Genomic DNA, 12523 nt, shown 5'->3' on the forward strand with positions numbered 1-12523 from the left:
CGCGGTTTACAGACAGTTAACGAAACTTTCTTTTTATTTCAAAGGTTTGGCATGCGTCCCCGTGGGGGCGCCGGCGTCAGCCCTCGGTTCCCAGCATGAAACAGGTGGTGCCGCGGGCCTGCAGGCGACGGCAGGCAAGGTCGGCCGTGTCGCGGTCCAGCCCCATGAAATCGGCATCATATCCGCCAGGCTTCTGCATGACCTTGCGCAACGACCCGTCAAGGATCCCCGACTCGTTCAGGGCGATTCTGAGCAGCGCCTTCTCTGCCTCGAAGCGCGAATTGTAGCGGCCCACGTTGATGCCCCAGATCCGCCCGCCCGAGGTGGAGACGCGGCTGATCACCTCAGGTCCGGCCGATGCAGCCGTCGTGTCGGATGCGGCCAGCATCAGCGGTCCGGTTGCCGCAGCCGCCGGGGCCGGATCGGGCCGCGCTTCGGGGGCGATGGCGCCGGTCGGCACAGCGGTGTCGATCGTCGCGGCCAATTGCTGCACACCCGAAACGGATGGTGTCGGGCTGTCGGCCGCCAGCGTCAGGTCAGGTGCGGCGGGTGTCGCGTCGGAAGGCGGCAACGGATCGGTCGCCGCAACCACCGTGCTGCCATCGCCGGCAACCGGAGGATCTTCGTCGCTGCCGTCGATCAGGCCGTCCGCCACCACAGTCGGGTCGGCGTTTGGATCGGTAGCCGGATCAGCAGTCGGATCGGTTGCGGTATCGGGCGATGCGTCGGCCACGGCCAGATCGGCGGGTCGCGGCTCTGGCACAACTGCTGCAACGTCACCAATAGGCCCGTCCGGGGCAGCAGGTGGGGTAGGCTCCAACGCGGCGGCCACGGCTGATGCGATGACGTCGGTGTTGACGGCCGAGTCGACCTGCGCCAGCGCGGTCGAACGCGCGAGCGGTCGCAGGCTGACCGAGACCAAACCATTCACGCGCACCGTCTTGGCCGCGCCACCGGCATCGCCGGCCACGACAATCGCGCCCTGTCCCTCGATCACCGGCGCCGGCGTGGGGGGGCGCAACCGTTCATTCGACCGCGCATGCGCAAAGCCCATGTCAAGCAGTTGCGCCACCTTCGCGTTTCGATCAGCCGTCGAAGTACCGCCAAAGACCGTCGCGATGATCCTTTCGTTGCCACGTTGGGCCGAAGCGACAAGGTTGAAGCCAGCCGCAGAAGTATAGCCTGTCTTGATCCCGTCGGCGCCTTCGTAGGCATCAAGGAAATGCCTGTTGGTGCTGCGCACGGTGGCAATGCCTGCATCCGCTGTGCGACGCGAGAACAGGTTATAATATTGAGGGAAGTCGTAGATGACGTGCCGCCCCAGAATGGACATGTCATGCGCTGATGACAGGTGGCCTGCCAGTGTCAGCCCGTTCGCATTGCGGAAGGTGGTATGGGTCATCCCCATGGCCCGCGCCGTCGCCGTCATCCGCGCCGCGAAAGCCTCGGTCGAGCCTTCCAGTGCGATCCCGATCGCCGCCGCGCAATCGTTGGCCGACTTCACGGCCGCCGCGCGGATCAGGTAGCGCAGCGCAATCCGTTGCCCGGTCCGCAGGCCCAGCTTGGAGGGCGGCTGGCTGGCAGCCTCGCGCGTGACGGTCACCAGCGTATCAAGGCTGATCTTGCCCCGCTCGATGTCCTGAAAGGCGAGGTAGAGCGTCATCATCTTGGTCAACGACGCGGGATTCAGAGGCGTGTCGGCGTTGCGTGAATAAATCTCTTCGCCGGTCCGTGCGTCCATGACGTAGGCCGCGAAGGGCGCCGCGGCCAATGCCAGCGCCGAAAATGCCCATGACAGCGCGAAAATCCACGCAAAGAAGATGGGGCGGGCCCGATGTCCCGAACGACTTGCCACGTCGTGTGCCTCGCTCAACTGCCTCGACGGCCGGATTTTTTCCCAGCCTTAGTGATTTGCTCCACTCTAGCATGTAGGGCCTTCCGCGAAAACACCTTATTTACAAGGGATTTCGGGGTGACCTTCATGCGGTTGAACGACATCTGGGGCCAACCGAGCGCGGCATATCAAGATGAGCGAATGTGGCAGGATTAGGGCGCCACACCCGGCCTTCAGCCGATCTGTTCGATCAGGCCGGGCAGCGCGCCAAGATCGGCGATGCGGTGGAACTTGGGGTTGTCCACGGGCGGTTCGGCATGCTCGTAGTCCCATGTCAGGTCATGCGGCACATGAGTGCCCCATGCCCCCACCTCGAGCGCAGGCAGCACGTCGGATTTCAGCGAGTTTCCGACCATCATCGCGCGGGCGGTATCATGGCGGGCGAAGATGCGGGAATAGACCGCCGGCGTCTTGTCGCTGACGATCTCGACCGCGTCGAACAACTCGCCCAGCCCCGACTGGGCCAGCTTGCGCTCTTGGTCCAGCAGGTCGCCCTTGGTGATCAGGATGACATCGGCCTTGCCCGACAACGCCTCGACCGCCTCGCGCGCGTTCGGCAACAGGTCGATCGGGTGGGCCAGCATGTCCTGTCCGGCGTCGATCAGCTGCGCGATCGTCCGGGCGGGCACGCGCGCATCCGTCACCTCGATGGCCGTCTCGATCATCGACAGGACAAATCCCTTGATGCCGAAACCATAGAGGGCGAGGTTACGCCGCTCGGCCGCGACAAGGCGCTGGTGCAGATCCTCGGGCGCGGCATGCTCGCCCAGCAGTTCGGCGAAGCGATCCTGCGTCATGCGAAAGAATTTCTCGTTCTGCCAAAGGGTGTCGTCAGCATCGAAACCCACTGTCCAGCGCCGCTTCATGGCAACTTCTCCCGATTGAGCATTCTTTTCTTCCGCGTCAGGCGTTATATATGTGTCGCCTTGGCAGGGAAGATGTGGAAGAGCGGACTTTCGTGATGCGTGTTGACGACCGGATGATGGCAGACAAGAAGACCGGCGGCGACGACGATGTCGGTGTCGTGCTGGAAACCCGCACCAAGACCAAACGCCCGCCGCTTTACAAGGTGCTGATCCTGAATGACGACTATACCCCGATGGAGTTTGTCGTTCACGTTCTGGAGCGTTTCTTCGGGATGAGCCATGCGCAGGCATTCGAATTGATGCTGACCGTGCACAAGAAGGGGCTGGCCGTCGTCGGGGTCTACACGCACGAAATTGCCGAGACCAAGGTCGCCCTCGTGATGGATTTCGCGCAGCGCCACCAGCATCCGCTGCAATGCACCATGGAAAAGGAATAGCGGCCGCGCCGCGCCCCCATGGCCCGGGATCGCCTGACAACTGCCCTTGAAGCGGGGCAACTGACCTTGCCTGCGGGCGAGGTAACAGTCTTGCGGCCACCGCCCGCCTATGACCTGTCCGCCCTGCCGCGCGACCAGTTGCGCCTGACCTGCGGCTTTCGCCCCGATCTGGATGCCTTCGCGGCAGCAGGATACGACGCCGTGTCGCAGGTTCGGCCCGCGCCGACGATGCTGGTCGTCGTGCCGCGCACCAAGGCGCTGGCCCATGCCCTGATCGCCGAGGCGGCGCGCCATGCAACGCTGGTGATCGTTGACGGGCAAAAGTCCGACGGTACTGATGCGATCTTCACCGAGTGCCGCAAGCGTCTGGGCGATCTGCCCAGTGTGACCAAGGCGCATGGCCGGCTGTTCTGGTTCGCCGGGCCGACCGATGCTTTTGCCGACTGGGCCGTGCCCGGCCCGGTCAAGGGCGCACATGGTTACTTCACCGCGCCGGGTGTTTTCTCGGATGATGCCCCCGACCCTGGGTCGGTCCTGCTGGCGGCCGCGCTGCCGTCCAAGCTGCCGCACCGGATGGCCGATCTGGGCGCCGGATGGGGCTATCTGGCGCAGGCCGTGCTGGCGCGCGAAGGTGTCACCCACCTTGACCTGATCGAAGCAGAAGCGCTGGCGCTGGATTGCGCGCGGCTGAATGTCACCGACCCGCGCGCGGCCTTTCACTGGGCCGATGCAACGCGGCTGAAACCGGCGGCTGCCTATGACGGTATCGTCATGAACCCGCCCTTTCACGTCGGGCGCGCGGCTGATCCGGCGCTTGGGCGTGCCTTTATCGCCGCGGCAGCGCGGATGCTGACGGCGGGCGGACAGATGTGGATGGTCGCCAATCGTCACCTCCCTTACGAGGCCGCCCTGCACGAGCATTTCCGCGAGGTGACCGAGATCGGCGGCGATGGCGGTTTCAAGCTGTTTCACGCCGCGCGGCCGGTCAGTACGTCGAAACCTCGCACCCGCAGCCGCGCCACCGGCGCACGCCGCTGAACAGGAGACCGCTGATGTCCTTCTCGATTGCCGGCAAGACCGCCATCGTTACCGGGTCGGCCAACGGTGTTGGCCTCGCGATCGGGCGACACTTTCTGTCCGAAGGTGCAAACGTCATCTTCGCCGACATGGACGAGGCCGCGCTGGAGCGTGAAGTGGGGGATGTCGCAGGCGAGGGCAAGGCCGCCCGAATCATGGCGTGTGACCTGCGCCAGCGGCTGAGCATCGCCAACCTGCTTTCTGCCACTGTCGATGCCTTCGAGCGGGTCGATATTCTTGTCAACGCGGCGCGGCAGGTGGTGTTGACCGACCCGCTCGATCCCGATGACGACTCGGTGTCACAGATGCTGGAACAGAACCTTGTCGCGGCGCTGCGCCTGACGCAGGCCACTGCGCGTCGGATGATCAAGCAGGCCGAGGGGCAGGAAGAGGGGCAGGTGGGTGCGATCGTCAACCTATCGTCGATCGCCGCGCGGCGCAGTCACACTGACTTGCTCGCCTATTCCATCAGCACCGCTGCACTGGACCAGATGACGCGCTCGATGGCCGTGGCGCTGGCGCCCAAACGCATCCGGGTCAACGCCGTTGCCTTCGGCAGCGTCATGAGTGCCAGTCTCAAGACCACACTGCGCGAACATGACGAGTTTCGCAGCGAGATCATCGACCACACGCCGCTTCACCGCATCGCCAGTCCCGGCGAGGTGGCCGACGCAGTGCAATACCTTGCCTCCGATGCCGCGGGATTCGTCACCGGGCAGGTCATCACGGTGGATGGCGGACGCACCCTGCTCGACGCCGTGGGCGTCGCGGCGCACTGATCACTCTTCGGGGTAAGTTGCCTTGCACTGGGCGACGGCGGCCGCGGTCTGATCGCGCATTTGCCGCTGACGCTGCAGCAGCGATGTCAGCTTGGCCTGCTCTGCATTGAGGTCGATGGCGACCGGCACCTGGTGATCCTGCACCTGGACCCTGTCGCAGGACACCAGCCGGACCGATCCGTCATCTGCCGTGACCCGGCAGAAATCTGGCAGTCGCACAACCTCTTGCCGGGTTTCCAGCGCGTAGCCGCGCGCGATGTTGGCCTGCGTCTGTGCGATCAGTCGGTCAATGACTCTCTGGTCGTGCGTGACGCTGGCGATGCAGGATTCGCGCGGCGTGGCGCAGGCGCCAAGCGCAAGAAGAAGGGGCAGGGCGAAAAGGGCGCGAGTCATGGGCAGGTACCTCTGGGACGCAGATAGTGCGGTAGTCTGCCCGCATAAAGGGTGTTAGAGCATGGCTATGCAATATCAGGGGTCTGACACGGCAATGGACGGCAGCGACAGCAATACGATGGACACCGAGAAGGCAACGGCGGCGGCGTGGTTCCGCAGCTTGCGTGACAAGATCGTGGCAGCCTTCGAAGCATTGGAAGACACCCAGACGACCGGCCCCTTCTCTGGCCAGCCTGCGGGCCGCTTCGACGTGAGCCAGACAAGGCGCCAGTCGGACGATGGCAGCGACGCTGGTGGCGGGCTGATGAGCGTGATGCGTGGCGGCCGGGTATTTGAAAAGGTCGGCGTCAACATCTCGACCGTGCATGGCAGCCTTGGACCGCAGGCGCAAAAGGCGATGGCCGCGCGCGGCGTGCCCGGCATGGAAGACGACCCGCGCTTCTGGGCGTCGGGAATCAGCCTTGTCGCGCACATGCAGAACCCGCACACGCCCGCTGTCCACATGAACACCCGGATGTTCTGGACGCCCCACGCATGGTGGTTTGGCGGCGGCTCCGACCTCAACCCCTGTATCGAGTATGCCGAGGACACCAAGCATTTCCACGCCACGCAAAAGGCCCATCTGGACCCGCACGGGGCCGACCATTACCCGCGGCTGAAGGCTTGGGCGGACGAGTATTTCTACATCCCGCACCGCAAGCGCGCGCGTGGCGTCGGTGGCATCTTCATGGATGACTACTGCACCGGCGACTGGGCGGCGGATTTCGCGCTGACGCAGGATATCGGACGTGCCTTCCTGCCCGCCTATCTGCCGCTGGTGGAACGCCGCCGTGACACGGGCTGGACCGATGCCGACAAGGATACTCAACTGATTCATCGCGGCCTTTATGCCGAATACAACCTTGTCTATGACCGCGGAACGAAGTTCGGGCTGACCACCGGCCATGACGCCGATGCGGTGCTGATGAGCCTTCCTCCCATGGCAAAGTGGGTCTGAGGCCCGCGCCTTGGACGAACGGCTGATCCTCTTCAACGGCCCGCGCGAGATTGTCGAAACTGCCCGGGACCGGATTGACCCGGACAAGGTTCTGTCGATGCAGACCATGACCGGCGGCCGCGGTATCCGGTCGCTGCAGATCGTTGTCGACAAGGCGAACCGACAAGAGGTGGTCGATGCGCTTCAGGTGGGCCTTGGCAAGAAGAAGGACTGGTCGCTGACCATCCTGCAAAGCGAAGTGGTATTGCCGGCCCGTGAAGAGGCATCATCGGCGCGTGACCTGATCGCCGAGACGGGCCAGACCCGCGAGGAGCTGCTGGCCGAGGTGACCCGCGCGGCGCGGCTTGACCAGAACTATCTTGCGATGGTCGTGCTCTCGACAATCGTCGCGGCGATTGGCCTGTTGTCGGACAACATTGCCGTGGTGATCGGCGCGATGGTCATTGCGCCGCTGCTGGGTCCGATCCTTGCCTTCGCACTGGCTGTTGCGCTGGGCGATCTTGGGCTAATGCGTCGCGCGTTTCTCGTCAACGGAGCCGGAGTCGGCCTGACGCTGATCCTCTGCGTTCTCATCGGCCTCGGCCTTGGCACCTTGCCGACAAGCCATGAGGTGATGGCCCGCACTGCCGTGGGGCTGGACGGGGTGGCGCTTGCGCTGGCTTCGGGCGCTGCGGCGGCGTTGTCCCTGTTGGCGGGCAGCTCGGGCGTGTTGGTGGGCGTTATGGTGGCCGTGGCCCTGTTGCCGCCCGCCGCGGCAATGGGCCTGACACTGGGCGCGGGACAGTGGAACGCGGCAGTTGGCGCATCGCTGTTGCTGGCGGTCAACGTGGTATCGGTCACCCTTGCAGCGCAGGCCGTGTTCGTGCTGCGCAAGATCACGCCGCGAACGTGGTACCGGCAACAGGCGGCGCGCCGGGCTGTGCGGATCAACCTTGCCGGATGGGCGGTGCTGCTTGCGGCGCTGGTCGCCATCCTTTGGACACGCCAACCGGGCTTTTAGCCAAGCCCTGACTCGTCAGTTCACCCGCACGAACTTGGCCCCGCCCGCCCGTGTCTGCACGGCGGGCGCGGTGGCTGCTGGCCCTTCGGCCTGCAGCGCCATCGCCGGCGCGGTGACGCCAGATGCGCGCGCCGTCAGGTAGGCGCGGATCGTCTCGGGCGGCATTCCCGTCGCCTCGGCGTAGCGGGCAACAGTGAAATTGGGGGCGACCTGCATCATCGCGCGGGCCATGCGCATCTGCACGAGGTCCATCCGGTCAGGCTGTGCGCCAAGGCGCAGACGCTCGGCAGAAGTGGCGGGCGCCAGCGCCAGCCACATCATGCAGATCGTCAGGAAGGCCGAGGCGCCTTTCCAGACCGAAAACAGGACAAGGCGCATCGGGCCCTCCGCAACTCAGCCGTTGCGGATGGTCTCCACCATCAATGCGACATTTTCAGGGTCGGCATCGGGCGTGATGCCATGCCCGAGGTTGAAGATGTGCGGCCCCTTGGAAAACGCGCGCACCACACGGCGCGTCTCGTCAATCAGGTCCTGCCCGCCGCTGACCATGTGGGAGCTTGCAAGGTTGCCCTGCACACAGCCGCCCGTCTGGACATGCGCCGCCGCCCATTCCGCCGTGACACCATCATCAAGCGCGATGCAGTCGGCCCCGATCGCAGCATGCAGCCCCTCGTAGGCAGTTCCGGCCCCGCGCGGGAAGGCGATAACCGGAATGCCGGGGTGGCGCGCCTTCAGCGCCGCTGTAATCGCGCGCGCGGGCTCCACCGCGAAATCGTGGAAATCCTGCCCTTTCAGCGAGCCTGCCCAACTGTCGAACAGCTTCACCACCTCGGCACCGGCGTCGATCTGGGCGGAGAGGTATTCGATGGTGCTGGCCGTCAGCAGGTCGATCACCTGCTGGAACAGCGCGCGGTTGCCCTGGATCATCGCATGGGCCGGGCCCTGGTCGGGGGTGCCGCGCCCGGCGATCATGTAGGTCGCAACCGTCCACGGCGCACCGGCAAAGCCGATCAGCGTGGTTTCGGCGGGCAGGCCCTTGGCCAGAATGCGGACGGTTTCATAGACCGGCGCAAGGTGGTCGTGAATCGCGTCGGCCGGTTTCAGCCTTGCCATGTCGGCGGCGGTCGAGATGGTCGACAGCCGCGGCCCCTCGCCGGTTTCAAACCACAGATCCGCCCCCAGCGCCTGCGGCAAGAGCAGGATGTCGGCAAAGAGGATCGCCGCGTCGAAGCCGTAGCGGCGGATCGGCTGGAACGTCACCTCGGCGGCCAGTTCCGGGTTGTAGCAAAGCGACAGGAAATCGCCCGCCTGTGCGCGCGTGGCGCGATACTCGGGCAGGTAACGGCCCGCCTGCCGCATCATCCAGACCGGCGGGGTGGGCAGAACCTCGCCCGCAAGGGCACGCAGGATGGTCTTTTTCGGGGTCATCGCGGCTCCTCTCGCTGCTCCTGTTCGTCCCCCGCGCGCGGGGCCGTGTCAAGGCAGTTGTCAGGCTTTGTTGACACGTCTAGAACCGCCTCATGACGCTTTCTCTTCCCATGCCCGCCCAGCCCCTGCAGATCGGAACCCGCGGTTCGCCGCTGGCGCTGGCGCAGGCCCACGAAACCCGCGCGCGGCTGATGGCGGCCTTCGACCTGCCCGAAGACGCCTTTGCGATCCGCGTCATCAAGGTGACGGGCGACGCGGTGCAGGACCGCCCGCTGAAAGAGATCGGCGGCAAGGGCCTGTTCACTCGCGAGATCGAAGAGGCGCTGCTCGCGGGCGAGATCGACATCGCCGTCCATTCGATGAAGGACATGCCGGTGGAACAGCCCGCGGGCCTGATCCTCGACACCTATCTGCCGCGTGAGGACGTGCGCGATGCCTTCATCTCGTTCGGCCAGGGCGGCCTTGCCGAGCTTGCCCAGGGTGCCACCGTGGGCACGTCCAGCCTGCGGCGCCGTGCGCAACTGCTCAACCGCCGGCCCGACCTGACGATCGTGGAGTTTCGCGGCAACGTGCAGACCCGCCTGCGCAAGCTGACCGAAGGCGTGGCGCAGGCCACGTTCCTCGCCATGGCGGGCCTGAACCGCCTGAACATGACCGACGTGCCGCGCACGCCCGTCTCGACCGACGAGATGTTGCCCGCCGTGGCCCAGGGGGCCATCGGGATCGAACGGCGGACGGATGACAGCCGCACCGCCGAGATGCTGGCCGCGATCCATCACGGCCCGACCGGCCAGCGCCTTGCCGCCGAGCGCGCCTTCCTTGCCGCGCTGGACGGGTCCTGCGAGACGCCCATCGGCGGGCTGGCCGAACTCGATGGCGGCACGCTGCGCCTGCGGGGCGAGATTTTACGCACCGATGGCAGCCAGGTGCTGACCGACGACGCGACCGCGCCCATCGAGGACGGCCCGTCGTTGGGCCGCGAGATGGCGCGCAAACTGCTGGAACAGGCAAGCCCGGGCTTTTTCTAGATCGAGGCGTGCCGTCCGCGGTCGAGCCAGAGGATCAGGCTGATCGCCAGCACCATTGTCGTTGCCCCCATGATGGCGACAAGGCTGTAGCCACCCAGCCACGTTCCCACCGCGAAGATCGCGGCACAAAGCCCGTCCGCCGCGATGCGCATGACCGCCAGCAAAGACGAGCCCGCCCCCGCACGCGCGCCCAGAAGGTCCTGCAGATAGCCGATGGCGAGTGCATAGATCAGCGCGCCACCAGCGCCGGCAGGGATGGTTAACAGCCAGACGTATGGCGTCGGCGCCACCCATGGCAGCAACAACAGGAAGATGGCATAGGTCACCGCTCCCAACGCGATGATCTTGAGCCTTGGCAGCAGTTTCAGCACCTGTCCGACCGAAAGGGTCACCGCGACCTCGATCGCCACGAAGATGCCGAAGAAAAGGCCCACGTCGGCAGTGGTGCGATGCGCCGCCTGCTCGAAGACAAGGCTGAGGATCACGCCGGCAATGGCGCTGCCGGAATGGATCGCGCCCACCAGCATCACCCGCAGCAGCAGCGGCGGATGCGCCATTTCGCGCAACGACGCGCGGAACCCCAGGCCGGATTTCTGTTCGGTCCAGGGCGCCACGGCATCGCGCGGCCACGCAAAAAGGATCAGCGCCAGCAGCGTTGCCGCCACGCCCGCCGCCACGGGATAGACCGTGGTCAGCGGCAGCCCGGCGGCAAAGGAGCGGCCCCAGAGCGGCAGCACGATCACGAAGGGCACCGCGAAGAGTGCGCGCACGATCGCCATGATCCCGTCGCGGTCGCGGCGCGACAGGTGCGCCGTCTGCAGCCGCGTCACCGCGAAGACCTGCCCGAATAGCGCGGCGTTGAACGGGATCATGCCGACATGGGCCAGCACGAAGAAGACCGGCGCATGGCCCAGCCAGACGGTGGAGGCGCCGCAGATCATCATCGCCGTCGCCAACATCGCCATGCGCCGGCGCGAGGGGCGCTGGTCGGTCACGATGCCGATGCCGACCGAGGCACTGACCGACATCGCCAGAATGCCCGCCAGCACGACCGAATAGGCGGTATCGGACAGGTGGAACACCGTGATCCCGATCAGCGACTGGTATATCCCGATGGACGAGCCGTAGGTGCCCGTCAGCAGCACGGCAAGGCACAGCATCCGCAACACCGGGTCCCGGACGATCAGGGCGAATTGTGCACGCATCAGGCGGGAAACACCTTGCCGGGGTTGAGGATGCCCTTGGGGTCCAGCGCCGCCTTCAGGCCGCGCATCACCTCCAGCGCGACCGGGTCCTTGCGCCGGCGCATAGACGAAAGCTTGGACAGGCCGATGCCATGCTCGGCGGAAAAGCTGCCGCCCAGCACCTGCACCGCGTCCTCGACCAGTTCCATGATCCGGTCGTGCAGGGCGGCGTCGTCGCTGCCGGGATAGACGCTGTAATGCACGTTGCCATCGCCCAGATGCGCCACTGTCAGGTCGCGCGCACCCGGCACCAGCGCGCGGATGCGCGGCTGCACCATGTCGAGGAATTGCGCGACCTTTTCCAGCGGCAGCGCCACGTCGGTATCGACGTAAGGATGCCAGCCATGGGCGATCTCGGCCGCGGCCTCGCGCCGGGCCCACATCTCGCGCCGCTGCGCCTCGTTCCGGGCGATGACGGCATCCAGCAGGTCGCCTGCCTCCAGCATCTCGGCCAGCGTCTCTTCCAGAAGGGTGACGATCGGCACCGCGCCATCCGGTCCGGGCGTGGCATCGCGCGGGGCGGTCGCGCCGACCTCGATCAGGATATTGTGGTCGTGCATCTGGGCGAAGGGCGGCTTTGCCCCCGCGATCACCTCCAGGTGCCCGTCGATGTAGTTGCGCGGCATGTATTCGAAGGCCTCGACCGCGCCGCCGGTGATGTCCTGCATCCGGTTCAGCAGCGCCAGCGCCTGGGCAAGGCTGGGCACGGCGAGCATTGCGGTGGCATAGGCGCGCGGGCGTGGGCGCAGCTTCAGCACCGCGGCGGTGATGATGCCCAGCGTGCCCTCGGCCCCGATCATCAGGTGGCGCAGGTTGAGGCCCGCGTTGTCCTTGTGCAGCTCGCTCATCAGGTTCATCACCCGGCCATCGGCCAGCACCACCTCCAGCCCGAGGCAGAGGTCGCGCGTATTGCCGTAGCGCAGCACGTTCGACCCGCCGGCGTTGGTCGACAGGAACCCGCCCACCATGGCCGAGCCGCGTGCGCCGAAGGTCAGCGGAAAGATCAGGTCATGCGCGGCCGCCGCCTCGTGCAGGGACGAGAGAATCACGCCCGCCTCGACGATGGCGAGCCGCCCGGCGGGCCGCACCTCGCGGATGCGGTTCATCCGGTCGACCGACAGCATCAGCGCGCCCTCGGCCACCGTGCCGCCGACAAGGCCGGTATTGCCCGAAACTGGCACCACCGGCGTGCCGGTTTCATGCGCCAGCGCCATGACGGCCGAAACCTCGGCGGTGGAGGCGGGGCGCACCACGGCCAGTGGCGTGAAATGGAACTTGCCCGTCCAGTCCTGCGACCAGCGCGCGGCGTCCGGCCCTGTCGCAAGGTTGGCGGGGCCGACGATGGCGGCAAGGCGGTCGAGTAGTGACATGGGGCAGGGG

General features: G+C 66.1%; 13 protein-coding genes. 6 read left to right on the forward strand and 7 right to left on the reverse strand.

Features of this window, described 5'->3' with window-relative positions; all coding sequences use genetic code 11:
* Positions 1-76: 76 nt before the first annotated feature.
* Both GC146_RS09695 and GC146_RS09700 read right to left on the reverse strand, forming a co-directional pair.
* Positions 77-1777 carry a serine hydrolase gene (locus GC146_RS09695; RefSeq protein WP_291838508.1) on the reverse strand — a complete coding sequence of 567 codons (1701 nt, stop codon included), beginning with the start codon at positions 1775-1777 and terminating at the stop codon, positions 77-79.
* Between the two features lie 290 nt (positions 1778-2067).
* Positions 2068-2760: an HAD family hydrolase gene (locus tag GC146_RS09700; RefSeq protein ID WP_291837464.1), complete on the reverse strand. Its 693-nt coding sequence runs from the start codon at positions 2758-2760 to the stop codon at positions 2068-2070.
* Between the two features lie 95 nt (positions 2761-2855).
* Between GC146_RS09700 and clpS the strand changes: the two genes are divergently transcribed.
* From clpS to GC146_RS09715, 3 genes are read left to right on the forward strand one after another with little or no spacing between them, the layout of a single operon-like run.
* Positions 2856-3197, forward strand: a complete 342-nt coding sequence (gene clpS / locus GC146_RS09705; RefSeq protein WP_291837466.1) for an ATP-dependent Clp protease adapter ClpS — start codon at positions 2856-2858, stop codon at positions 3195-3197.
* A gap of 18 nt (positions 3198-3215) precedes the next feature.
* Entirely contained in the window at positions 3216-4235 is a 1020-nt protein-coding gene (locus tag GC146_RS09710) for a methyltransferase (protein WP_291837468.1), read from the forward strand.
* 14 nt (positions 4236-4249) lie between these two features.
* A complete protein-coding gene (locus GC146_RS09715; RefSeq protein WP_291837470.1) occupies positions 4250-5053 on the forward strand; it encodes an SDR family oxidoreductase in 804 nt (267 codons plus the stop codon).
* Here GC146_RS09715 and GC146_RS09720 read toward each other — a convergent pair whose 3' ends face one another.
* Positions 5054-5446 (reverse strand): hypothetical protein, encoded by a 393-nt coding sequence (locus GC146_RS09720; protein WP_291837472.1) that lies wholly within the window; start codon positions 5444-5446, stop codon positions 5054-5056. It abuts the gene before it with no gap.
* Positions 5447-5513: 67 nt separating this feature from the next.
* On the opposite strand from GC146_RS09720, the gene hemF reads away from it, so the two are divergent.
* Together hemF and GC146_RS09730 are read left to right on the forward strand one after the other, a co-directional pair.
* Positions 5514-6443, forward strand: coding sequence for an oxygen-dependent coproporphyrinogen oxidase (gene hemF / locus GC146_RS09725; RefSeq protein ID WP_291838511.1), 930 nt, complete (start codon positions 5514-5516; stop codon positions 6441-6443).
* 10 nt (positions 6444-6453) lie between these two features.
* Complete coding sequence (locus GC146_RS09730) at positions 6454-7443, forward strand: TIGR00341 family protein (protein ID WP_291837475.1); 990 nt, start codon at positions 6454-6456, stop codon at positions 7441-7443.
* Positions 7444-7458: 15 nt separating this feature from the next.
* Here GC146_RS09730 and GC146_RS09735 read toward each other — a convergent pair whose 3' ends face one another.
* Both GC146_RS09735 and hemE read right to left on the reverse strand, forming a co-directional pair.
* Positions 7459-7821 carry a hypothetical protein gene (locus GC146_RS09735; RefSeq protein WP_291837478.1) on the reverse strand — a complete coding sequence of 121 codons (363 nt, stop codon included), beginning with the start codon at positions 7819-7821 and terminating at the stop codon, positions 7459-7461.
* 15 nt (positions 7822-7836) lie between these two features.
* Positions 7837-8871, reverse strand: a complete 1035-nt coding sequence (hemE, locus tag GC146_RS09740) for a uroporphyrinogen decarboxylase (RefSeq protein WP_291837482.1) — start codon at positions 8869-8871, stop codon at positions 7837-7839.
* Positions 8872-8963: 92 nt separating this feature from the next.
* On the opposite strand from hemE, the gene hemC reads away from it, so the two are divergent.
* Entirely contained in the window at positions 8964-9899 is a 936-nt protein-coding gene (gene hemC, locus GC146_RS09745; protein ID WP_291837485.1) for a hydroxymethylbilane synthase, read from the forward strand.
* Here the strand turns inward: hemC and GC146_RS09750 are convergent.
* Both GC146_RS09750 and GC146_RS09755 read right to left on the reverse strand, forming a co-directional pair.
* Positions 9896-11104 carry an MFS transporter gene (locus tag GC146_RS09750; protein ID WP_291837488.1) on the reverse strand — a complete coding sequence of 403 codons (1209 nt, stop codon included), beginning with the start codon at positions 11102-11104 and terminating at the stop codon, positions 9896-9898. The two genes, hemC and GC146_RS09750, sit on opposite strands and share 4 nt — an antisense overlap.
* Positions 11104-12513: an FAD-binding oxidoreductase gene (locus GC146_RS09755; RefSeq protein ID WP_291837490.1), complete on the reverse strand. Its 1410-nt coding sequence runs from the start codon at positions 12511-12513 to the stop codon at positions 11104-11106. The genes GC146_RS09750 and GC146_RS09755 overlap by 1 nt, the downstream gene beginning before the upstream one ends.
* Positions 12514-12523 lie beyond the last annotated feature (10 nt).

The sequence above is a fragment of the Limimaricola sp. genome (genome assembly GCF_016125575.1).
Taxonomy (GTDB): domain Bacteria; phylum Pseudomonadota; class Alphaproteobacteria; order Rhodobacterales; family Rhodobacteraceae; genus WGLM01.

Bases quoted from the DNA above. Each gene is read 5' to 3' on its own strand.
- GC146_RS09700 (WP_291837464.1), bottom strand. From the start codon at position 2,760: ATGAAGCGGCGCTGGACAGTGGGTTTCGATGCTGACGACACCCTTTGG.
- clpS (WP_291837466.1), top strand. From the start codon at position 2,856: ATGCGTGTTGACGACCGGATGATGGCAGACAAGAAGACCGGCGGCGAC.
- GC146_RS09710 (WP_291837468.1), top strand. From the start codon at position 3,216: ATGGCCCGGGATCGCCTGACAACTGCCCTTGAAGCGGGGCAACTGACC.
- GC146_RS09715 (WP_291837470.1), top strand. From the start codon at position 4,250: ATGTCCTTCTCGATTGCCGGCAAGACCGCCATCGTTACCGGGTCGGCC.
- GC146_RS09720 (WP_291837472.1), bottom strand. From the start codon at position 5,446: ATGACTCGCGCCCTTTTCGCCCTGCCCCTTCTTCTTGCGCTTGGCGCC.
- hemF (WP_291838511.1), top strand. From the start codon at position 5,514: ATGCAATATCAGGGGTCTGACACGGCAATGGACGGCAGCGACAGCAAT.
- GC146_RS09735 (WP_291837478.1), bottom strand. From the start codon at position 7,821: ATGCGCCTTGTCCTGTTTTCGGTCTGGAAAGGCGCCTCGGCCTTCCTG.
- hemE (WP_291837482.1), bottom strand. From the start codon at position 8,871: ATGACCCCGAAAAAGACCATCCTGCGTGCCCTTGCGGGCGAGGTTCTG.
- hemC (WP_291837485.1), top strand. From the start codon at position 8,964: ATGACGCTTTCTCTTCCCATGCCCGCCCAGCCCCTGCAGATCGGAACC.
- GC146_RS09750 (WP_291837488.1), bottom strand. From the start codon at position 11,104: ATGCGTGCACAATTCGCCCTGATCGTCCGGGACCCGGTGTTGCGGATG.
- GC146_RS09755 (WP_291837490.1), bottom strand. From the start codon at position 12,513: ATGTCACTACTCGACCGCCTTGCCGCCATCGTCGGCCCCGCCAACCTT.